We start from the raw sequence: 20,449 nt of genomic DNA, 5'->3' as shown, positions 1-20,449 counted from the left end.
AATCCACTGAATAGTCCCAATTATGACTAGCGACACTTAAATAAGATGATAAAAACAAAAAGTGCGGGAAAAACTACCGCACTTTTTATTTCAATTAGGAATGATCAATGACCAATCAACAAGACTATACTCAAAACAATGACAAGCTTTACCGTTATCTTTTCCAAAACCGTGCGGTTCGTGGGGAATGGGTTCGCTTAAATAAAACATTCACTGATACATTAAATACCCATCAGTATCCTAAAGCAGTACAAGATTTATTAGGTGAAATGATGGTGGCGACTAATTTGCTCACTGCCACACTAAAATTTGACGGCAATATCACCGTACAAATTCAAGGCGATGGTCCATTACGCTTAGCATTAGTAAATGGCAATGATCAACAACAAATCCGCGCCCTTGCTCGAGTGGATGGGAACATCACTGAAAATATGAGTCTGCATAATATGATTGGTAAAGGCGTATTGGTCATTACTATTGCACCAAAAGAAGGTGAACGCTATCAAGGTGTAATTAGTCTGGATAAACCGACGATCACAGAATGCTTAGAAGATTATTTTGTACGCTCAGAACAGCTTCAAACTCAATTAATTATTCGTACTGGAGAATATGAAGGAAAGCCAGTGGCAGCAGGTATGCTATTACAGATTATGCCTGATGGTTCTGGTACACCAGAAGATTTTGAGCATTTAACTACGCTCGCAGCAACAGTAAAAGATGAAGAATTATTTGGTCTCCCTGCAGAAGAGTTACTCTATCGTTTATATCACGAAGAAACCGTCAATCTTTATCCAGCACAAGATGTACAATTTTTCTGTGGCTGCTCTGCTGAGCGTTCTGGTTCTGTATTACTGCTCATCTCTGATGAAGAAATTGACGAAATATTAGTCGAGCATAAAGGCAGTATTGATATGCAATGTGAATGTTGTGGCACACACTACTTCTTTAATAAAGAAGCGATTGAAAAATTAAAATCAACAAAACTTTAAAAACAATCCCGACGCCATGTCGGGATTTTTGATCTACATCATCAATACACCTAAAAATAGGTAATGGAGAGCTATAATTTTTCAAAAATGAGATCTAGTTAACATTTTTTTGCATTGACATTCTCTAGAATGGGCAACAGTTAAATTTTAATCTTAAATATTAGAGGTGACTTATGACAGACTTAAACAAAGTAGTTAAAGAACTTGAAGCGCTAGGCATTTATGATGTAAAAGAAGTTGTCTATAATCCAAGCTACGAGCAATTGTTCGAAGAAGAAACCAATCCAGGTTTAGAAGGCTTTGAAAAAGGTACTTTAACTACGACTGGTGCAGTAGCTGTAGATACTGGTATCTTCACTGGCCGTTCACCAAAAGATAAATATATCGTGTTAGATGAAAAGACCAAAGATACTGTTTGGTGGACATCTGAAGCAGCGAAAAATGACAACAAACCAATGAACCAAGCTACATGGAAAAGCTTAAAAGACTTGGTGACTAACCAACTTTCTCGTAAACGCTTATTTGTGGTTGATGGTTTCTGTGGCGCTAGCGAACACGACCGTATTGCAGTACGTATTGTAACTGAAGTTGCATGGCAAGCTCATTTTGTGAAAAACATGTTTATTCGCCCAACTGAAGAACAACTCAAAAACTTTGAACCAGATTTCGTTGTAATGAATGGTTCTAAAGTAACCAATCCAAACTGGAAAGAACAAGGTTTAAATTCAGAAAACTTCGTTGCCTTCAACTTAACTGAGCGCATTCAATTAATCGGTGGTACTTGGTACGGCGGTGAAATGAAAAAAGGTATGTTCTCAATGATGAACTACTTCCTACCACTTAAAGGTGTTGGCGCAATGCACTGCTCAGCTAACGTAGGTAAAGATGGTGATGTAGCAATCTTCTTCGGCTTATCTGGCACAGGTAAAACAACACTTTCAACCGATCCAAAACGTGAATTAATCGGTGATGATGAGCACGGTTGGGATGATGTGGGTATCTTTAACTTTGAAGGTGGTTGCTATGCGAAAACCATTCACCTTTCAGAAGAAAATGAACCGGATATTTACCGCGCTATCCGTCGTGATGCATTATTAGAAAACGTGGTTGTTCGTGCAGATGGTTCTGTTGATTTCGATGATGGTTCAAAAACAGAAAATACTCGCGTGTCTTACCCAATTTATCACATCGATAACATCGTAAAACCAGTTTCTCGTGCTGGTCACGCAACGAAAGTTATTTTCTTAACTGCAGATGCATTTGGCGTATTACCACCTGTATCTAAATTGACACCCGAACAAACTAAATACTACTTCTTATCAGGTTTCACTGCAAAATTAGCAGGTACTGAACGTGGTATTACCGAACCAACTCCAACTTTCTCAGCATGTTTCGGTGCAGCGTTCTTAACCCTTCACCCAACTCAATATGCTGAAGTGTTAGTAAAACGTATGCAAGCAGCAGGCGCTGAAGCTTACTTAGTGAATACTGGTTGGAATGGCACAGGCAAACGTATCTCAATCAAAGATACTCGCGGAATCATTGATGCAATCTTAGATGGCTCAATTGAAAAAGCTGAAATGGGCGAATTACCAATCTTCAACTTAGCAATTCCTAAAGCATTACCAGGTGTAGATTCTGCAATCTTAGATCCTCGTGATACTTACGCAGATAAAGCACAATGGCAATCAAAAGCTGAAGACTTAGCTGGTCGCTTTGTGAAAAACTTTGTTAAATATGCAACTAACGAAGAAGGTAAAGCTTTAATTGCAGCTGGTCCTAAAGCTTAATTAAAAATACTAAAAATATTAACCGCACTTTGGGTAACTGAAGTGCGGTCATTTTTTATCTGTTTTCAAGCTGATAAATGTATTCAAAAATTTACAAAAATCCAGTAAAATCACCGCGTTTTAACTTTCGTCAATTAAAAGGACAATGCAATGCTTAACCAAATTAAAAAAGATGCTCAAGATCGTATGGAAAAAAGCCTTGAAGCATTAAAAGGCCATATTTCGAAAATCCGTACCGGTCGTGCACAACCAAGTTTACTTGATGCAATTCAAGTTGAATATTATGGTGCAGCGACCCCACTTCGCCAATTAGCAAACGTAGTGGCAGAAGATGCGCGTACATTAGCTGTAACTGTTTTTGATCGTTCTTTAATCTCCGCGGTAGAAAAAGCAATTTTAACCTCAGATTTAGGTTTAAACCCATCTTCAGCGGGTACCACAATCCGTGTTCCGCTTCCTCCATTAACAGAAGAACGCCGTCGTGATTTAATCAAAATTGTGAAAGGCGAAGGTGAACAAGGTAAAGTTGCGGTTCGTAATGTGCGTCGTGATGCGAATGATAAAATCAAAGCATTATTAAAAGACAAAGAAATCAGTGAAAACGAACAACATAAAGCAGAAGAAGAAATCCAAAAAATCACAGATATTTACATTAAAAAAGTAGATGAAGTATTAGCGGATAAAGAAAAAGAATTAATGGATTTCTAATCATAAAAAATGCGAAAGGCAGACAGTTTTGTCTGCCTTTATTTTATTAGGTATGCGAATTTAGACGTACCAATAAAAATATAATCAACAAAAGTGCGGTAAAGATTCTATGCAAAAACAAAACATTGTCATTCTTGGTTCAACGGGATCAATCGGTAAGAGTACCCTCTCTGTTATCGAAAATAACCCTCAGAAATATCATGCATTTGCACTCGTCGGCGGAAAAAATGTAGAAGCAATGTTTGAACAATGCATAAAATTCCGACCTCACTTTGCTGCTCTTGATGATGTAAATGCTGCTAAAATTTTACGTGAGAAATTAATTGCGCATCATATTTCAACGGAAGTATTAGCAGGACAACAAGCTATTTGTGAACTTGCAGCACACCCAGATGCCGATCAGATAATGGCATCGATTGTTGGCGCAGCAGGATTATTACCGACTCTTTCAGCGGTTAAAGCGGGTAAACGGGTATTACTGGCAAATAAAGAATCATTGGTAACCTGCGGACAGCTTTTTATTGATGCCGTAAAAAACTATGGTGCAAAACTTTTACCAGTAGATAGTGAACATAATGCTATTTTTCAATCGTTACCGCCAGAAGCACAAGAAAAAATCGGTTTTTGCCCACTTTCTGAATTAGGTGTAAGTAAAATTATACTCACTGGTTCTGGCGGGCCATTTCATTACACACCACTCGAACAGTTTGCTAGTATCACACCAGAACAAGCAGTTGCGCACCCTAATTGGTCTATGGGTAAAAAAATCTCTGTCGATTCAGCTACAATGATGAATAAGGGCTTGGAATACATTGAGGCTCGCTGGCTTTTCAACGCAAGTGCGGAAGAAATGGAAGTCATTATTCATCCACAATCGATTATTCATTCTATGGTACGTTATGTTGATGGCTCAGTCATTGCTCAAATGGGAAATCCAGATATGCGTACACCAATTGCAGAAACTATGGCATATCCTCAGCGCACTTTTGCTGGGGTAGAACCACTCGATTTCTTTAAAGTCAAAGAACTGACGTTTATTGAACCTGATTTTAATCGTTATCCAAATTTAAAACTGGCTATTGATGCCTTTGCTGCGGGTCAGTATGCGACAACAGCAATGAATGCAGCTAATGAAATTGCCGTACAAGCATTTTTAGATCGTCAAATTAGCTTTATGGATATTGCAAAAATTAATGCAAAAACAATTGAGAAAATTTCGCCTTATACCATTCAAAATATTGATGATGTACTCGAAATTGATGCACAAGCAAGAGAGATTGCGAAAACGCTAATTAGGGAATAGACCTAGAATAACTAGGTCTAGTTTATTCGATTTAATGGCATACAAATTCCAAAATGCACATATAGGCTGCAATACAAAATAAAATAATCGCCAATAATTTTCTTGTTAAAGCCGGATTCATTAATCCACGCAATTTCATTGAGAAGAAACTCATTCCAAATGACCCCAGAGTAACGACACCAACCACAAGAAAATTTACATATCCTAATTGACCACTTAGACTGACATCATAAGGAAAGGCTCTTGTGAGATAGCCATATAAATTACCAATCCCACCAATAATCATCATGTAGTTCGTATAAACGGCAATTTGCTGCGTTTTTACCCCTTTTAATTGGCCTACAAGCGGAGCAAGGATAGATCCGCCTCCAATACCTGTAATACCGGCAATTAAGCCTCCTCCGCAGCAACTAATACTACCTTTAGCTCGTTCTATAGGAGACATATTAGACACTTCTATTTGTGTTCTCGATCTGTTTAAAAATGTTTTAATCGCAAGTGCACTCAAACTGACTGTAAAAATTAAACTAATTATCGCTGTAGAAAAATAAAAACTTAATTCAAAACCAATTTGCACGCCAATCACCATAGCAATAGACCATAAAATCATATTGATATAATCAATTTTGATTTTTTGCTTATGGAAAAATAATAAGTTAATCAATGCGGTACACATTACAATGGTGAGTGACGTAGCTGAAATAACTTGAATCGGCAATTCTGGAAATAATGTACGTAAAATTGGCACCATCAAGACCCCACCGCCAATACCCAAAATAGCAGAAACCATATTGGTACAAATACCGCAAATCAGTAAGATAAAAATTGTACTAATTGCCATTGCTACTCCTATCAAGAAAATCAGCTTAATAATATATTCTAATTGTGGCGTAAGGGGATGAGCATATCTTATGATCAGCATCATATACACTTAAAAATATTCTGTTATGATGAAAAAAATAGAAAGGATATGATGTATGAACGCATTTCAATTAATGGCAAAACCTACTGGCTCAATTTGTAATTTAGATTGCCAGTATTGCTTTTACTTGGAAAAACCTCATTTAAATCAACGGGCCATGAGTGATGAGGTATTAGAAACCTATATCAGATCTTACATAGAAACAGCCCCTCAACAACAAGTAACTTTCCTCTGGCAAGGCGGTGAACCAACCATGGCAGGCCTTGATTTCTATAAAAGAGCGGTCGATTTTCAGCATAAATACGCTAATGGGAAACAAATTGAAAATTCGCTACAAACCAATGGTATATTACTTAATGCCGATTGGTGTCGTTTTCTACATGATCATAATTTTCTTGTGGGGCTTTCTATAGATGGTCCAAAACACTTACACGATACCTATCGTTTAACTAAAAATGGCAAAGGCACATTTCAACAAGTAATAGATGCACTAGATTTACTACATAACTATCAAGTGTCTTTTAATACTCTCACTGTAGTGCATAATCTAAATGTTCTACATGGCAAAGAAATCTATCATTTTCTAAAACGAATTGGATCACTATATATGCAATTTATTCCACTAATGGGAGATTATAAGCAACAAGCCTCTGCAAAGGATTATGGCCAGTTTCTAATTAATATTTTTGATGAATGGTACGCCAATGATGTAGGAAAGATTGGGATTCAATTTATTGAACAATGGTTTATGGCTTATCTTGGATTACAACCTGATTTATGTATTTTTCGTGAAACCTGCGGTGATCAATTAGTTATTGAACAAAATGGCGATATTTATAGTTGCGATCATTATGTATACCCTGAATACAAATTGGGAAACCTCATAGAAACACCAGTAGTAACATTAGTTGATAACATAAAACAAAAACATTTTAGTTCAGCGAAATCCTTTCTTTCCGAACGATGCAAAAGCTGTAAATTTCGTTTTGCCTGTCATGGAGGTTGCCCAAAACATCGAACTGTTCAAGGATTTGGAAAACCACATAATCAACTCTGTGAAGCCTATTATGCAGCGCTCTCTCACATGGAACCCTATTTGAAAGAATTTGCAAAATGCTTTGGTAACGCAAAATAACATTATTCATTTAAAATAAAAATTTTGTTACCAAGTTAACACTTTTAAAACTTGCTTATAGCGGATAAAAACAGAAATTTGTATAGTAACCTAAAGTTGTTTATGTATTAAAAGGATATTTATGTCAAGCTCATCACCTTATTTACCTCAAAACTTACACCAATGCATTATTTCTGAAAGTAAAACACTAGGGAAAAACAGCTTAATTTATACTCAAGGTGAAAAACCTAAAGAATTTTATTTTTTAAAACGAGGGCTTGTCGGGCTTTATCATAGCTTAGAAAATGGTAAAGAAACCTTGATTCGACTTTATCATGCTAACGAGTATTTTGGGTTTAGAACAATCTTTAGTGAAACAACTTATCATTGTAGTGCAAAGGTATTACTAGAAGCAGATATTATTCGTATATTTCCTGGAAATCACACTACTTTTATCGCAAATAATCCTGATTTTTCCCGCTATCTTATGAAACAACTTTCGAATGAATTATATGACGCAGAACACCGAGTAAGTAGTACAGCCTATAAACGAAGCTACGAGCGTATAATTGATGCAATTGAAAATCTAACTGAAAGTTATCCCGATTATCCTTGGACCTACCGAGAAGTAGCTGAATTTTGTGGATGCGAAACAGAAACTGCCATTCGTATTAGTCAAGAATTAAAGAAACAAGGAATTCTAGACAAAAATACAAGACATTTACGAATCTGCTCTTAAATTCAATATTATGGTTTTGAACTATCTATCTAAATAATTTTTCAGTAAATAAAGCTCTTTTTACTTACATATAAAATAAAAAAGCTCACTATAAAGTGAGCTTTTCCTTTGAATTGATTTTTATTCCTCAGTAGCTGCTTCAGCAACTTCTGGGCGATCAACTAACTCAATGTATGCCATTGGTGCATTATCGCCTACACGGAAACCACATTTCAAAATGCGAGTGTAACCACCTGCACGTTGAGCAAAACGTGGACCTAATTCATTAAATAATTTTGCAACAGTTTCAACGTTGCGAGTACGAGCGAATGCTAAACGACGGTTTGCAACGCTATCTACTTTTGCTAATGTAATTAACGGTTCAACTACACGGCGTAATTCTTTAGCTTTAGGCAAAGTAGTCTTAATGATTTCATGACTAACTAAAGCACTTGCTAAGTTACGAAACATCGCTTGGCGATGGCTGCTATTACGGTTTAGTTGACGACCACTCTTACGATGGCGCATGATCTTATCCTTCTCAGAAAAATCTTAACCTATGACCAAACTAGTCTTCAGCAATACTTGCTGGTGGCCAATTTTCAAGGCGCATACCAAGTGACAAGCCACGTGAAGCGAGCACATCCTTAATTTCAGTAAGAGATTTCTTACCAAGATTAGGTGTTTTTAATAATTCAACTTCTGTACGTTGTACTAAATCACCGATATAATGAATTGTTTCTGCTTTCAAACAGTTAGCAGAACGAACTGTCAACTCTAAATCATCTACAGGACGTAATAAAATCGGATCAAATTCCGGTTTTTCTTCCTTAATCTCAGGTTGACGAACATCACGCAAATCAACGAATGCATCGAGTTGCTCTGCTAAGATTGTTGCAGCACGACGAATTGCTTCTTCAGGCTCAAGGGTTCCATTAGTTTCTAACTCGATAACAAGTTTATCTAGGTCGGTACGTTGTTCAACACGAGCTGCTTCAACATTATATGCAATGCGATCAACTGGGCTGTAACAAGCATCAACAAGTAAGCGACCAATTGGGCGCTCCTCTGCTTGACTATGAGTGCGAGCTGAAGCTGGAACATATCCTCTACCACGCTGAACTCGAATACGCATACTGATTGATGCATTTTCGTCAGTTAAGTGACAGATTACATGATTCGGATTCACAATTTCAACATCACCATCATGGGTGATATCCGCTGCAACAACAGGGCCAATTCCAGATTTATTTAGTGTCAGAATAACATCATCTTTATTCTGTACTTTAACCGCTAGACCTTTAAGGTTTAAAAGAACTTCAAGAATATCTTCTTGAACACCTTCCTTACTACTATATTCGTGCAATACGCCATCAATTTCCACTTCAGTTACAGCACAACCTGGCATTGAAGACAGAAGGATACGACGTAATGCATTACCTAGAGTATGGCCAAAACCACGCTCTAACGGCTCTAAGATCACTTTAGCATGAGTTGAACTAATTTGTTCAATATCTACTAAACGTGGTTTTAAAAATTCTGTAACAGAACCCTGCATTTTATCCTCTCTTTGCTTTTAAGCTTAACTATTATTTAGAGTAAAGCTCAACGATCAGATGTTCGTTAATATCTGCTGATAAATCAGAACGTTCAGGAACACGTTTGAACACACCTTCCATTTTTGCAGAATCAACTTCTAACCATGTTGGTTTTTCTCTTTGTTCTGCTAATTCTAATGACGCTTTAATACGTGCTTGTTTTTTAGATTTCTCACGAACAGCAACAACATCATTTACAGAAACTTGGAAAGATGGAATGTTAACAACACGACCATTTACAACAATCGCTTTATGGCTCACTAATTGGCGAGCTTCTGCACGAGTTGCAGCAAATCCCATGCGATAAACAACGTTATCCAATCTACCTTCTAATAACACTAATAAATTTTCACCAGTGTTACCTTTTAAACGGTTTGCTTCTTTATAGTAGTTACGGAATTGACGTTCTAAAATACCATAGATACGACGAACTTTTTGTTTTTCACGTAATTGACTACCATAGTCAGACAAACGCGGTTTACGAGCACCATGTTGACCAGGTGCTGTATCAATTTTACATTTTGAATCAATCGCACGCACGCCTGATTTAAGAAATAAATCAGTACCTTCACGACGGCTGAGCTTGAGTTTTGGACCCAAATATCTTGCCATTTTCTTTCTCCAACTATCCTATATACGTCTTAAACGCGACGTTTTTTCGGTGGACGACAACCGTTATGAGGAATCGGAGTCACATCAGTAATATTCGTGATACGGAAACCCGCTGCGTTTAACGCGCGAATTGTAGATTCACGACCTGGACCCGGACCTTTAACCATAACTTCCAAGTTCTTTAAGCCGAATTCTTTAACAATTTCAGCACAACGTTCAGCAGCAACTTGCGCAGCGAACGGGGTAGATTTACGAGAACCACGGAAACCTGAACCACCTGCAGTCGCCCATGCTAGAGCGTTACCTTGACGGTCAGTAATAGTAACGATTGTATTATTGAAAGATGCGTGAATATGTGCTACGCCATCTACGACTTGTTTTTTTACACGTTTACGTGCACGAACTGGTGTTTTAGCCATTCTTTATTTACCCCGACTATTTTTTGATCGGCTTACGTGGACCCTTACGGGTACGCGCATTAGTTTTAGTACGTTGACCACGTACCGGTAAACTACGACGGTGACGTAAACCACGATAACAACCTAAGTCTAAAAGACGTTTGATGTTTAGTGTTACTTCACGACGTAAATCACCTTCAACGGTAAATTTACCAACTTCGTCACGCAGTTTGTCAATCTGCTCTTCAGACAATTCTCTGATCTTAACATCTTCAGCAATACCCGCTGCAGCACAAATAGCTTTTGAACGAGTCTTACCAATACCGTAAATTGCAGTTAAAGCGATTACAGCGTGTTTGTGATCAGGAATGTTAATGCCTGCAATACGGGCCACTATGCACTCCTATTATTTTAACTAATTTGGTATTCTGATCTTGAAAAGCCCGTTTTCAGGATACTCAAACAGAATACCAAGGACATAAATGAGTTGAGCAGTATAACTGCTCAACTGGTTCTTTGCAAGAAAAAATATGAATTAACCTTGACGTTGTTTATGTTTAGGATCGCTGCACAATACGCGTACAACACCTTCACGTTTAACAATTTTACAGTTACGACACATTTTCTTTACGGAAGCACGAACTTTCATTGCTTATCCTTTTCTACTAAATGAACAATTATTGTCCAAAACCTTTAAGGTTTGCTTTTTTCAACGCAGACTCATATTGAGACGACATTAAGTGACTCTGAACCTGCACGATGAAATCCATAATTACAACGACTACAATTAAAAGAGATGTTCCACCGAAGTAAAATTTAACATCCCAAGCCGATGTCATAATATAAGGAACTAAACACACAAACGTTACATAAAGACCGCCAATCAGTGTAAGACGAGTCATAACTTTATCAATATAACGAGATGTTTGTTCCCCTGGTCTAATTCCTGGAATAAATGCACCAGATTTTTTTAGATTATCTGCTGTATCTCGCGGATTATACTGCATTGCAGTGTAAAAGAAGCTAAAGAAAATAATTGCTACAGCATAAACAAGCAAATAAAGAGGTTGACCCGGATTCAACAGCATAGATAAGTTATTTAACCACTCAAACTTATCATTTTGTCCAAACCATTGAGTTAAGGTAGCAGGAAATAAAATAATACTTGAGGCAAAAATTGCCGGCATTACGTTTGCCATATTTACTTTCAATGGTAAATGTGTCGAATGACCACCTAAAATTTGACGACCTTGTTGACGCTTTGCATATTCAACGCGAATTCTACGCTGTCCTCTTTCAACAAAAACAACGAAATAAGTTACTGCAAATACAATAGCTGCGATAAGAAGAAGCACTAATGGATGCATCTGTCCTTGACGAGCCTGCTCAATAGTTTGAAGTATAGCCGATGGTAAACCAGCTACGATACCGCCAAAAACAAGAATTGAAATACCGTTACCAATACCTCTTTCAGTAATTTGTTCACCTAACCACATGAGGAACATAGTTCCAGTTACTAAGCTAACAACTGAAGTGAAGTAAAAACCAAATCCAACATTTGGCACTAAGCCAGGTAACATATTTGGTAAACCTGTTGAAATAGCTACTGCCTGAATGGTTGCAAAAACAACTGTCGCATACCGAGTATACTTAGAAATTTTACGTTGACCAGCAGCACCTTCTTTCTTTAATTCTGCTAAAGCAGGAGAAACCGTTGCAAGCAACTGAATTACAATAGATGCCGAGATATACGGCATAATACCTAATGCTAAGATAGATGCACGGCTTAATGCACCACCAGAGAACATGTTAAACATGTCAATGATGGTGCCTTTTTGTTGTTCAACTAATTGAGCTAGCACAGCCGCATCAATACCAGGAACCGGAATGAAAGAACCAATTCGGTAAACGATAAGCGCACCTAAAACGAAAAGTAATCGGCTTTTTAATTCACCTTTACCGCTATTAGTACTTCTTGCTTGATAACCTGGTTGTTTAGCCATTTGCTAATTATTCCTCAACTGAACCGCCAGCAGCTTCAATTGCTGCTTTTGCACCCTTAGTTACACGCAAACCACGAACTGTTACTGCAGATTTCACTTCACCCGCTAAAACTACTTTAGCGAATTGGATATCTTTAGTTAAGATATTTGCTGCTTTTAATGTTTCTAAGGTTACTACATTACCTTCAACTTTGGTTAATTCATTCAAACGAACTTCTGCAGTTACTGCAGCTTTCATTGAAGTGAAACCAAATTTTGGTAAACGACGGTATAACGGCATTTGACCACCTTCGAAACCGCGACGAACACCGCCACCAGTACGAGATTTTTGACCTTTATGACCACGGCCACCTGTCTTGCCTAAACCTGAACCAATACCACGACCAAGGCGTTTAGCGCTATGCTTTGCACCTTCAGCCGGAGATAGAGTATTTAAACGCATCTCTTACTCCTCCACTTTAACCATGTATGAAACTTGGTTAATCATACCACGTACTGCAGGCGTATCAATTAACTCAACAGTGTGGTGCATATGGCGAAGACCAAGACCACGCAAGGTAGCTTTATGCTTCGGTAAACGAGCAATTGAACTACGAACTTGTGTTACTTTAATAGTTTTAGCCATTATTCATTACCCCAAGATTTCATCAACAGTTTTACCGCGTTTTGCAGCAACCATTTCTGGTGATTTCATGTTTGCTAATGCATCAATAGTTGCACGAACAACGTTAATTGGGTTGGTAGAACCATACGCTTTAGAAAGAACGTTACGTACACCTGCAACTTCTAATACTGCACGCATTGCACCACCAGCGATGATACCTGTACCTTCGCTTGCTGGCTGCATAAATACACGTGAACCAGTATGTACACCTTTAACTGGATGCTGTAATGTACCTTCATTCAAAGCAACGTTAATCATATTACGACGTGCTTTTTCCATTGCTTTTTGGATCGCTGCTGGAACTTCGCGTGCTTTACCATAACCAAAACCTACTCGGCCATTACCATCGCCCACCACAGTTAATGCAGTGAAACTCATAATACGACCACCTTTTACAGTTTTTGATACACGGTTTACTGCGATTAGCTTCTCTTGCAGTTCACCAACTTGTTTTTCGATGTTTGACATCTCAATTTACCTCATTAGAACTGTAGACCAGCTTCACGTGCAGCGTCCGCTAAAGTTTGGACACGACCATGATATTTAAAACCGGAACGATCAAAAGCAACAGCTTGAACGCCTTTTGCTAATGCGCGTTCTGCAACAGCTTTACCTACTGCAGCAGCAGCATCTTTATTACCGGTGTATTTTACTTGCTCACGAATTGCTTTCTCAACAGTTGAAGCAGCGGCAAGCACTTCTGAACCGTTTGGTGCAATAACTTGTGCATAAATATGACGTGGAGTGCGGTGAATAACTAAACGAGTTACACCTTGCTCTCTCATCATATGACGTGCACGAGCTGCACGACGGATACGAGCTGATTTCTTATCCATAGTGTTACCTTAATTATTTCTTCTTAGCCTCTTTGATACGTACCACTTCATCAGCGTAACGTACCCCTTTACCTTTATAAGGCTCAGGACGGCGATAAGCACGAATATCTGCTGCAACTTGACCGATCAACTGTTTGTCTGCACCTTTCAACACGATTTCGGTTTGAGATGGACATTCTGCAGTAATACCTGCCGGTAAAGTATGCTCTACTGGGTGAGAATAGCCTAAACTTAATGCAATTGCATTGCCTTTAAGTTGAGCTCTGTAACCTACACCCACCAATACCAATTTTTTAGTGAAACCTTCAGTAACACCGATAACCATTGCATTAACTAATGCACGTGCAGTACCCGATTGAGCATTTGCTTCAACAAAACCTTCACGTGGAGTGAACGTAAATTGTCCGTTATCTTGTTTTACTTCAACTGATTCATGAATTTTGCGAGATAACTCGCCATTTTTACCTTTTACTGTTAATAGCTGACCGTCGAGTTTAACTTCAACGCCGGCAGGAATATTAACAGGTGCCTTTGCAACACGAGACATTTTCCTACCTCTCTATTAAGCTACATAACAGATGATCTCACCGCCTAAACCTGCTTGACGAGCAGCGCGGTCAGTCATAACACCTTTAGATGTAGAAATAACTGCAACACCTAAACCGCCCATAACTTTTGGTAATTCATCTTTACGTTTGTAAATACGAAGACCAGGACGACTTACACGTTGGATGCTTTCTACAACTGGTTTGCCTTGGAAATATTTTAAAGTAATTTCCAATTCAGGTTTAGCACCTTCTAAAACTTTTACGCTTTCGATATAACCTTCAGCAGCTAATACGTTGGCAATTGCCACTTTTAGCTTGGAAGAAGGCATATTGATTGCAACTTTGTTCGCAGCTTGACCGTTACGAATACGGGTCAGCATATCTGCGATTGGATCTTGCATACTCATTGTACTTTTTCTCCGATTCCAAAATAAAGTGGTATATTACCAGCTCGCTTTTTTAAGGCCTGGGATTTCACCGCGCATTGCAGCTTCACGAACCTTAATTCGGCTTAAACCAAACTTACGTAAAACGCCATGAGGACGTCCAGTTTGGCGGCAACGGTTACGTTGACGAGATGGGCTAGAATCACGTGGTAAAGTTTGTAACTTTAACACTGCATCCCAACGATCTTCATCAGAGGCATTGACATCAGAAATGATTTTCTTTAATTCAACACGTTTTGCGTAGAATTTTTCAGCCAATTTAACGCGTTTTACATCGCGTGCTTTCATTGATTGTTTAGCCATTATAACCTGCCTTATTTACGGAATGGGAAATTAAAGGCAGCAAGTAGTGCTTGACCTTCTTCATCATTCTTAGCAGTAGTTGTGATAGTGATATCTAAACCACGTACACGATCTACTTTATCGTAATCGATTTCAGGGAAGATGATTTGTTCACGCACACCCATGCTATAGTTACCACGACCATCGAATGATTTCGCGCTTAAACCGCGGAAGTCACGAATACGTGGAACAGCAATTGTAATTAAACGTTCAAAGAACTCCCACATACGCTCACCGCGTAGTGTTACTTTACAACCGATTGGATATCCCTGACGGATTTTAAAGCCAGCAACAGATTTACGAGCTTTAGTTACTAAAGGTTTTTGACCGCTGATTGCTGCTAAGTCCGCTACTGCGTTGTCTAGCAATTTTTTGTCGGTCAATGCTTCACCCACACCCATATTCAGGGTAATCTTTTCGATTCGTGGGACTTGCATGACAGATTTGTAGCCGAATTTATTTTTTAATTCGCTTACTACTTGATCTCTGTAGTAATCATGCAGTTTCGCCATCGCATTACTCCAGTTTGTTAGATAATTTCATTGTTAGATTTGAAGAAACGTACTTTTTTGCCGTCTTCGAATCTAAAACCTACACGGTCAGCTTTATTTGTTTTAGGATTGAAAATCGCAACATTTGAAGCGTCAATTGCAGCTTCTTTTTTCACTAAACCACCAACTTTTCCTAATGCAGGAACTGGTTTTTCATGTTTAGTAATAATGTTGATACCTTCAACAAACACTTTACCGTTTGGTAACACTTTAGTTACCTTGCCACGTTTGCCCTTATCTTTACCAGTAAGAACAATTACTTCATCATTTTGACGGATTTTAGCAGCCATTACATTCCCCTTACAGTACTTCTGGAGCTAAAGAAATGATCTTCATGAATTTCTCAGAACGAAGTTCACGAGTCACTGGTCCAAAAATACGAGTACCGATTGGTTGCTCAGTGTTATTATTTAAAATTACACAAGCGTTACCATCGAAACGAATAACTGAGCCATCTGGGCGACGAACACCCTTCTTGGTGCGCACAACAACTGCTTTTAATACATCACCTTTTTTTACTTTACCGCGTGGAATTGCTTCTTTTACAGTAATTTTGATGATGTCACCAATCGCAGCATAACGACGGTGCGATCCACCTAGAACCTTGATACACATTACGCTGCGAGCGCCTGAATTATCAGCAACATCCAGCATAGTCTGTTCTTGGATCATATTAGTGCTCCGTTAAGATTAAAAAAACACCCTTTCGGGACGAACCCATCCGCACTACTGAGACAGAATGGCGGATAGCTGTGGGATTTTATCAAAAGAAAAAGAGAAAGGCAATGATAATTTACCTTTATCCTCTTAGCCCATTTACTAAAAATGCGGTTGAAATTTACAATACTTAAATGTAAAAAAAGCCAATAGATTTACACTATTGGCTTTTATTTTATTACTCTTTGTTATTAATTAAGCAATAACTGCTTTCTCAACAACGCGAACTAAAGTCCAAGATTTGGTTTTTGATAGAGGGCGACATTCGCGAATCTCTACGGTATCACCAACTTTGGCTTCATTATTCTCATCGTGTACGTGTAATTTAGTTGTACGACGGATAAATTTACCATATAAAGGGTGTTTTACCTTACGTTCAATAGCAACAACGAAAGATTTTTCCATTTTGTCGCTAACAACTTTACCTTGTACGCTACGAATTTTATCAGTCATTACTCACCCGCCTTTTCGGTTAATACAGTTTTTACACGTGCAATATCACGACGCACTTGTTTAGCCTGATGGGTTTGTTGAAGCTGACCGGTGGCTGTCTGCATACGCAACTTGAATTGTTCACCTAAAAGGTTTACTAATTCAGCATTCAGCTCTTCAACACTTTTTGTACGTAAATCTTGAGCTTTCATTACATCACCGTCTTAGTTACGAAAGTGGTCTTAACTGGCAATTTAGCAGCTGCTAATGCAAATGCGTTTCTTGCTACTTCTTCAGACACACCATCCATTTCATAAAGCACTTTACCCGGTTGGATTAAGGCTACCCAGTACTCAACGTTACCTTTACCTTTACCCATACGGACTTCTAATGGTTTTTCAGTAATTGGTTTATCTGGGAATACACGAATCCAGATTTTACCTTGACGTTTTACTGCACGTGACATTGCACGACGTGCCGCTTCGATTTGACGAGCGGTTAAACGACAACGACCAACTGCTTTTAAACCGTAAGTACCGAAACTAACTTCAGTACCGCCCGCGATACCACGGTTGCGGCCTTTGTGAACTTTACGGAATTTTGTACGTTTTGGTTGCAACATTTAGCGTTTCTCCTTACTTACGACCTTTACCGCGAGGAGCCTTTTTAGGCTTGTCGGCAGGTTGTTGTTCTGATTGCGCAACGGCAGCCATTCCACCAAGAATTTCACCTTTGAAGATCCACACTTTAACGCCGATTACGCCGTAAGTTGTGTGAGCTTCTGCAGTGTTATAATCGATGTCCGCACGAAGAGTATGTAGAGGTACGCGACCTTCACGATACCATTCTGAACGTGCGATTTCTGCACCACCTAAACGACCGCTAACCTCAACTTTGATACCTTTAGCACCTAAACGCATTGCGCTTTGTACCGCACGTTTCATTGCACGACGGAACATTACACGACGTTCTAATTGAGAAGCGATGCTATCTGCAACTAATTTCGCATCTAATTCAGGTTTTTTCACTTCAGCAATGTTGATTTGAGCAGGAACGCCAGCGATTTTAGACACTGCGTTACGTAATTTTTCAACATCTTCGCCTTTTTTACCGATTACGATACCAGGACGAGCTGTGTGAATAGTTACACGAATACTTTTAGCTGGACGCTCAATAGTAATACGTGAAACTGAAGCATTTGCTAATTCTTTATTTAAGAATTTGCGTACTTTGAAATCGCCTTCAAGATTGTCAGCGAAGTCTTGTGTATTCGCGAACCAAGTAGAGCTCCAAGGTTTAACAATACCTAGGCGAATACCATGTGGATGTACTTTTTGACCCATTGCTATTCCTCTACTTATTAACGATCTGACACAACCACAGTAATGTGGCTAGTACGTTTTAAAATACGATCTGCACGACCTTTAGCACGTGGCATAACACGTTTCATGCTAGGACCTTCATCAACGAAGATTTTAGCAACTTTAAGATCATCGATATCTGCACCGTCATTGTGCTCTGCGTTTGCAATAGCTGATTCTAAAACTTTCTTCACTAAAGCTGCTGCTTTTTTGTTAGTGAAAGTTAAGATTTCTAATGCTTGCGCAACTTTTTTACCACGAATTAAATCGGCAACTAAGCGAGCTTTTTGGGCAGAAGTGCGAGCGTAACGATGTTTTGCGATAGTTTCCATCTCTTTACCTCTTATTTCTTAGCTTTCTTATCTGCCGCGTGACCGCGGTATGTACGAGTCGGTGCAAATTCACCAAGCTTATGACCGATCATTTCATCAGATACATAAACAGGAACGTGCTGACGACCATTATGGACTGCGATGGTCAATCCGATCATTGATGGAATGATCATTGAACGACGGGACCAAGTTTTGATTGGTTTTTTATCCCCGCTTTCCACCGCCTTCTCTACCTTCTTCAACAAGTGTAGGTCAAGGAAAGGACCCTTCTTGAGAGAACGTGGCATGGCTAATCCTCTTTAATTTAATCTATTATTTGCCACGACGACGTACGATATATTTATCAGTACGTTTGTTGTGACGAGTTTTCTTACCTTTGGTTTGAACGCCCCAAGGAGTTACTGGGTGTTTACCAAAGTTACGACCTTCACCACCACCGTGTGGGTGATCTACTGGGTTCATTGCAGTACCACGAACTGTAGGGCGAATACCTCTCCAGCGGTTAGCACCAGCTTTACCCAATACGCGAAGCATATGTTCTGAGTTACCAACTTCACCGATTGTAGCAACACATTCAGCTAATACTTTACGCATTTCGCCTGAACGCAAACGTAAAGTTACATAGTTGCCTTCACGTGCGATGATTTGTACATAAGCACCAGCAGAACGAGCGATTTGACCGCCTTTACCTGGTTTTAATTCAACGTTATGTACTGTTGAACCAACTGGGATATTACGCATTGGTAATGAGTTACCCACTTTAATTGGTGAGTTTACGCCAGCTTGGATTTGATCGCCTACTGACAGACCTTTAGGTGCTAAAATATAACGGCGTTCACCATCTTTATAAAGCACTAAAGCAATGTTAGCAGAACGGTTTGGATCATATTCTAAACGCTCAACAACCGCTGGGATGTCTAACTTGTTACGTTTGAAATCGATTAAACGGTAGTGTTGTTTGTGACCGCCACCAATGTGACGAGTAGTAATACGACCATAGTTGTTACGACCACCAGTTTTAGATTTAGTATCTAGAAGAGGTGCGTAAGGTTTACCCTTGTGTAATTCAGGGTTCACGATTTTAACAACGTGACGACGACCAGCGGAGGTCGGCTTACATTTAACGATAGCCATTCTCTAATTTCCTCCGATTACTCTGCACTGTCCACGAAGTCCAAGTTTTGGCCTTCGGCTAAAGTTACATAAGCTTTTTTCCAGTCGCTGCGACGACCCATTTTACTACCACGGCGTTTAGTTTTACCTTTAACAACCACGGTACGAACAGAGTCAACTTTTACTTCAAATAATTGAGCAACAGCAGCAGCAATTTCAGCTTTGTTCGCATCTAAAGCAACTTTAAGTACAACAGTGTTAGATTTTTCAGCATTGTTAGTTGCTTTTTCAGAGATGTGCGGTGCACGTAGCACGCTTAGCAAACGTTCTTGACTCATGCTAGGATCTCCTCAATTTGTTTCACAGCGTCAACAGTAACAATCACTTTATCGAAAGCGATTAAGCTAACTGGATCGATACCTTGAACATCACGTACATCAACTTTGTATAAGTTACGCGCTGCTAAGAATAGATTTTCATCTAAACTTGCTGTGATAATTAACGCATCTTCAACTGCTAAATCTTTTAATTTTTGTACTAAAACTTTAGTTTTTGGTGCATCTAATTCGAATTTTTCAACAACAACCAAACGGTCTTGACGAACTAATTCAGAAAGAATGCTTTTGATAGCACCACGGTACATTTTCTTGTTCACTTTTTGACTGTGATCTTGTGGTTTAGCCGCGAAGGTTATACCACCAGAACGCCAGATTGGTGATTTGATATCACCAGCACGAGCACGACCTGTACCTTTTTGACGCCAAGGTTTTTTACCTGAACCAGACACTTCAGCACGAGTTTTTTGCGCACGAGTACCTTGACGCGCACCTGCTGCATAAGCAACAACAACTTGGTGGATCAACGCTTCGTTAAACTCACGTCCGAAGGTAGTTTCAGAAACAGTTAGTGCGTTTGCACCTACAACTTGTAATTCCATCTCTATCTCCTAGAC

33 protein-coding genes are annotated in these 20,449 nt (G+C 39.0%); 6 read left to right on the top strand and 27 right to left on the bottom strand.

The annotated features are described in order from the left end of the window. The first annotated feature begins 107 nt into the window (after nucleotides 1-107). The 4 genes from hslO (at nucleotide 108) to ispC (ending at nucleotide 4,790) form a co-directional block, all read left to right on the top strand. A complete protein-coding gene (gene hslO / locus AAX18_RS00395; protein ID WP_046952577.1) occupies nucleotides 108-989 on the top strand; it encodes an Hsp33 family molecular chaperone HslO in 882 nt (293 codons plus the stop codon). 173 nt (nucleotides 990-1,162) lie between these two features. Beyond that, nucleotides 1,163-2,779, top strand: coding sequence for a phosphoenolpyruvate carboxykinase (ATP) (gene pckA / locus AAX18_RS00390; RefSeq protein ID WP_046952576.1), 1,617 nt, complete (start codon nucleotides 1,163-1,165; stop codon nucleotides 2,777-2,779). A 150-nt stretch (nucleotides 2,780-2,929) separates the two neighbouring features. Then, nucleotides 2,930-3,487 carry a ribosome recycling factor gene (frr, locus tag AAX18_RS00385; protein ID WP_005632773.1) on the top strand — a complete coding sequence of 186 codons (558 nt, stop codon included), beginning with the start codon at nucleotides 2,930-2,932 and terminating at the stop codon, nucleotides 3,485-3,487. A gap of 109 nt (nucleotides 3,488-3,596) precedes the next feature. After that, complete coding sequence (gene ispC, locus AAX18_RS00380; RefSeq protein ID WP_046952575.1) at nucleotides 3,597-4,790, top strand: 1-deoxy-D-xylulose-5-phosphate reductoisomerase; 1,194 nt, start codon at nucleotides 3,597-3,599, stop codon at nucleotides 4,788-4,790. A 31-nt stretch (nucleotides 4,791-4,821) separates the two neighbouring features. Here the strand turns inward: ispC and AAX18_RS00375 are convergent, their stop codons facing one another. Then, on the bottom strand, nucleotides 4,822-5,631 hold the full coding sequence (locus AAX18_RS00375; protein WP_032825368.1) for a sulfite exporter TauE/SafE family protein: 810 nt from the start codon (nucleotides 5,629-5,631) through the stop codon (nucleotides 4,822-4,824). 136 nt (nucleotides 5,632-5,767) lie between these two features. On the opposite strand from AAX18_RS00375, the gene AAX18_RS00370 reads away from it, so the two are divergent. Then, the gene (locus tag AAX18_RS00370) at nucleotides 5,768-6,847 is read left to right on the top strand and encodes an anaerobic sulfatase maturase (protein WP_046952574.1); all 1,080 of its coding nucleotides are present in this window, start codon (nucleotides 5,768-5,770) and stop codon (nucleotides 6,845-6,847) included. 121 nt (nucleotides 6,848-6,968) lie between these two features. Continuing rightward, nucleotides 6,969-7,565, top strand: coding sequence for a Crp/Fnr family transcriptional regulator (locus AAX18_RS00365; RefSeq protein ID WP_046952573.1), 597 nt, complete (start codon nucleotides 6,969-6,971; stop codon nucleotides 7,563-7,565). Between the two features lie 120 nt (nucleotides 7,566-7,685). Here AAX18_RS00365 and rplQ read toward each other — a convergent pair whose 3' ends face one another. The 26 genes from rplQ to rplD form a co-directional block, all read right to left on the bottom strand. Then, on the bottom strand, nucleotides 7,686-8,072 hold the full coding sequence (gene rplQ, locus AAX18_RS00360) for a 50S ribosomal protein L17 (protein ID WP_005625863.1): 387 nt from the start codon (nucleotides 8,070-8,072) through the stop codon (nucleotides 7,686-7,688). Nucleotides 8,073-8,112: 40 nt separating this feature from the next. Next, nucleotides 8,113-9,102, bottom strand: a complete 990-nt coding sequence (locus AAX18_RS00355) for a DNA-directed RNA polymerase subunit alpha (protein WP_005625865.1) — start codon at nucleotides 9,100-9,102, stop codon at nucleotides 8,113-8,115. A 31-nt stretch (nucleotides 9,103-9,133) separates the two neighbouring features. Then, complete coding sequence (rpsD, locus tag AAX18_RS00350; protein ID WP_005625866.1) at nucleotides 9,134-9,754, bottom strand: 30S ribosomal protein S4; 621 nt, start codon at nucleotides 9,752-9,754, stop codon at nucleotides 9,134-9,136. A 29-nt stretch (nucleotides 9,755-9,783) separates the two neighbouring features. Further along, on the bottom strand, nucleotides 9,784-10,173 hold the full coding sequence (rpsK, locus tag AAX18_RS00345; protein ID WP_005543603.1) for a 30S ribosomal protein S11: 390 nt from the start codon (nucleotides 10,171-10,173) through the stop codon (nucleotides 9,784-9,786). Nucleotides 10,174-10,189: 16 nt separating this feature from the next. Further along, nucleotides 10,190-10,546 (bottom strand): 30S ribosomal protein S13, encoded by a 357-nt coding sequence (gene rpsM / locus AAX18_RS00340; protein ID WP_005625867.1) that lies wholly within the window; start codon nucleotides 10,544-10,546, stop codon nucleotides 10,190-10,192. Between the two features lie 141 nt (nucleotides 10,547-10,687). Continuing rightward, on the bottom strand, nucleotides 10,688-10,801 hold the full coding sequence (gene rpmJ, locus AAX18_RS00335; protein ID WP_005625868.1) for a 50S ribosomal protein L36: 114 nt from the start codon (nucleotides 10,799-10,801) through the stop codon (nucleotides 10,688-10,690). A 28-nt stretch (nucleotides 10,802-10,829) separates the two neighbouring features. Further along, on the bottom strand, nucleotides 10,830-12,155 hold the full coding sequence (gene secY / locus AAX18_RS00330) for a preprotein translocase subunit SecY (protein WP_005625869.1): 1,326 nt from the start codon (nucleotides 12,153-12,155) through the stop codon (nucleotides 10,830-10,832). Between the two features lie 7 nt (nucleotides 12,156-12,162). After that, nucleotides 12,163-12,597, bottom strand: a complete 435-nt coding sequence (rplO, locus tag AAX18_RS00325; RefSeq protein ID WP_005625870.1) for a 50S ribosomal protein L15 — start codon at nucleotides 12,595-12,597, stop codon at nucleotides 12,163-12,165. A gap of 3 nt (nucleotides 12,598-12,600) precedes the next feature. Then, nucleotides 12,601-12,780 carry a 50S ribosomal protein L30 gene (gene rpmD, locus AAX18_RS00320; RefSeq protein ID WP_005543631.1) on the bottom strand — a complete coding sequence of 60 codons (180 nt, stop codon included), beginning with the start codon at nucleotides 12,778-12,780 and terminating at the stop codon, nucleotides 12,601-12,603. 6 nt (nucleotides 12,781-12,786) lie between these two features. Next, on the bottom strand, nucleotides 12,787-13,287 hold the full coding sequence (gene rpsE / locus AAX18_RS00315) for a 30S ribosomal protein S5 (protein ID WP_005625871.1): 501 nt from the start codon (nucleotides 13,285-13,287) through the stop codon (nucleotides 12,787-12,789). Between the two features lie 14 nt (nucleotides 13,288-13,301). Then, nucleotides 13,302-13,655 (bottom strand): 50S ribosomal protein L18, encoded by a 354-nt coding sequence (gene rplR / locus AAX18_RS00310; RefSeq protein ID WP_005625873.1) that lies wholly within the window; start codon nucleotides 13,653-13,655, stop codon nucleotides 13,302-13,304. Nucleotides 13,656-13,668: 13 nt separating this feature from the next. Beyond that, on the bottom strand, nucleotides 13,669-14,202 hold the full coding sequence (rplF, locus tag AAX18_RS00305; protein ID WP_005625876.1) for a 50S ribosomal protein L6: 534 nt from the start codon (nucleotides 14,200-14,202) through the stop codon (nucleotides 13,669-13,671). Nucleotides 14,203-14,217: 15 nt separating this feature from the next. Then, entirely contained in the window at nucleotides 14,218-14,610 is a 393-nt protein-coding gene (rpsH, locus tag AAX18_RS00300) for a 30S ribosomal protein S8 (RefSeq protein ID WP_005625877.1), read from the bottom strand. Nucleotides 14,611-14,646: 36 nt separating this feature from the next. Then, on the bottom strand, nucleotides 14,647-14,952 hold the full coding sequence (gene rpsN / locus AAX18_RS00295) for a 30S ribosomal protein S14 (protein WP_005625879.1): 306 nt from the start codon (nucleotides 14,950-14,952) through the stop codon (nucleotides 14,647-14,649). Between the two features lie 11 nt (nucleotides 14,953-14,963). Then, nucleotides 14,964-15,503, bottom strand: coding sequence for a 50S ribosomal protein L5 (gene rplE, locus AAX18_RS00290; protein ID WP_005625881.1), 540 nt, complete (start codon nucleotides 15,501-15,503; stop codon nucleotides 14,964-14,966). A 17-nt stretch (nucleotides 15,504-15,520) separates the two neighbouring features. Next, the gene (gene rplX, locus AAX18_RS00285; protein ID WP_005625883.1) at nucleotides 15,521-15,832 is read right to left on the bottom strand and encodes a 50S ribosomal protein L24; all 312 of its coding nucleotides are present in this window, start codon (nucleotides 15,830-15,832) and stop codon (nucleotides 15,521-15,523) included. A gap of 10 nt (nucleotides 15,833-15,842) precedes the next feature. Continuing rightward, a complete protein-coding gene (rplN, locus tag AAX18_RS00280) occupies nucleotides 15,843-16,214 on the bottom strand; it encodes a 50S ribosomal protein L14 (protein ID WP_005548786.1) in 372 nt (123 codons plus the stop codon). A gap of 240 nt (nucleotides 16,215-16,454) precedes the next feature. Then, a complete protein-coding gene (rpsQ, locus tag AAX18_RS00275; RefSeq protein ID WP_005625886.1) occupies nucleotides 16,455-16,712 on the bottom strand; it encodes a 30S ribosomal protein S17 in 258 nt (85 codons plus the stop codon). Continuing rightward, nucleotides 16,712-16,903 carry a 50S ribosomal protein L29 gene (rpmC, locus tag AAX18_RS00270; protein ID WP_005625888.1) on the bottom strand — a complete coding sequence of 64 codons (192 nt, stop codon included), beginning with the start codon at nucleotides 16,901-16,903 and terminating at the stop codon, nucleotides 16,712-16,714. Before rpmC ends, rpsQ begins: the two co-directional genes overlap by 1 nt. Beyond that, nucleotides 16,903-17,313 carry a 50S ribosomal protein L16 gene (gene rplP, locus AAX18_RS00265; protein ID WP_005625890.1) on the bottom strand — a complete coding sequence of 137 codons (411 nt, stop codon included), beginning with the start codon at nucleotides 17,311-17,313 and terminating at the stop codon, nucleotides 16,903-16,905. The genes rpmC and rplP overlap by 1 nt, the downstream gene beginning before the upstream one ends. A gap of 13 nt (nucleotides 17,314-17,326) precedes the next feature. After that, nucleotides 17,327-18,034 carry a 30S ribosomal protein S3 gene (gene rpsC / locus AAX18_RS00260; RefSeq protein WP_005625894.1) on the bottom strand — a complete coding sequence of 236 codons (708 nt, stop codon included), beginning with the start codon at nucleotides 18,032-18,034 and terminating at the stop codon, nucleotides 17,327-17,329. Between the two features lie 17 nt (nucleotides 18,035-18,051). Then, nucleotides 18,052-18,384: a 50S ribosomal protein L22 gene (rplV, locus tag AAX18_RS00255; RefSeq protein ID WP_005625897.1), complete on the bottom strand. Its 333-nt coding sequence runs from the start codon at nucleotides 18,382-18,384 to the stop codon at nucleotides 18,052-18,054. An 11-nt stretch (nucleotides 18,385-18,395) separates the two neighbouring features. Beyond that, nucleotides 18,396-18,671 (bottom strand): 30S ribosomal protein S19, encoded by a 276-nt coding sequence (gene rpsS, locus AAX18_RS00250; RefSeq protein WP_005539416.1) that lies wholly within the window; start codon nucleotides 18,669-18,671, stop codon nucleotides 18,396-18,398. Between the two features lie 25 nt (nucleotides 18,672-18,696). Beyond that, complete coding sequence (rplB, locus tag AAX18_RS00245; RefSeq protein ID WP_005625898.1) at nucleotides 18,697-19,518, bottom strand: 50S ribosomal protein L2; 822 nt, start codon at nucleotides 19,516-19,518, stop codon at nucleotides 18,697-18,699. A gap of 17 nt (nucleotides 19,519-19,535) precedes the next feature. Beyond that, nucleotides 19,536-19,835, bottom strand: a complete 300-nt coding sequence (gene rplW / locus AAX18_RS00240; protein ID WP_005625900.1) for a 50S ribosomal protein L23 — start codon at nucleotides 19,833-19,835, stop codon at nucleotides 19,536-19,538. After that, complete coding sequence (gene rplD, locus AAX18_RS00235) at nucleotides 19,832-20,434, bottom strand: 50S ribosomal protein L4 (protein ID WP_005625901.1); 603 nt, start codon at nucleotides 20,432-20,434, stop codon at nucleotides 19,832-19,834. The genes rplW and rplD overlap by 4 nt, the downstream gene beginning before the upstream one ends. Between the last annotated feature and the right edge of the window lie 15 nt (nucleotides 20,435-20,449).

Origin of the sequence: Haemophilus haemolyticus (genome assembly GCF_001008205.1) — a bacterium.
GTDB lineage: Bacteria > Pseudomonadota > Gammaproteobacteria > Enterobacterales > Pasteurellaceae > Haemophilus > Haemophilus haemolyticus_Q.
The sequence above is the reverse complement of the archived record's forward strand: the minus strand, read 5'-3'. Positions and strand labels throughout refer to the sequence as shown.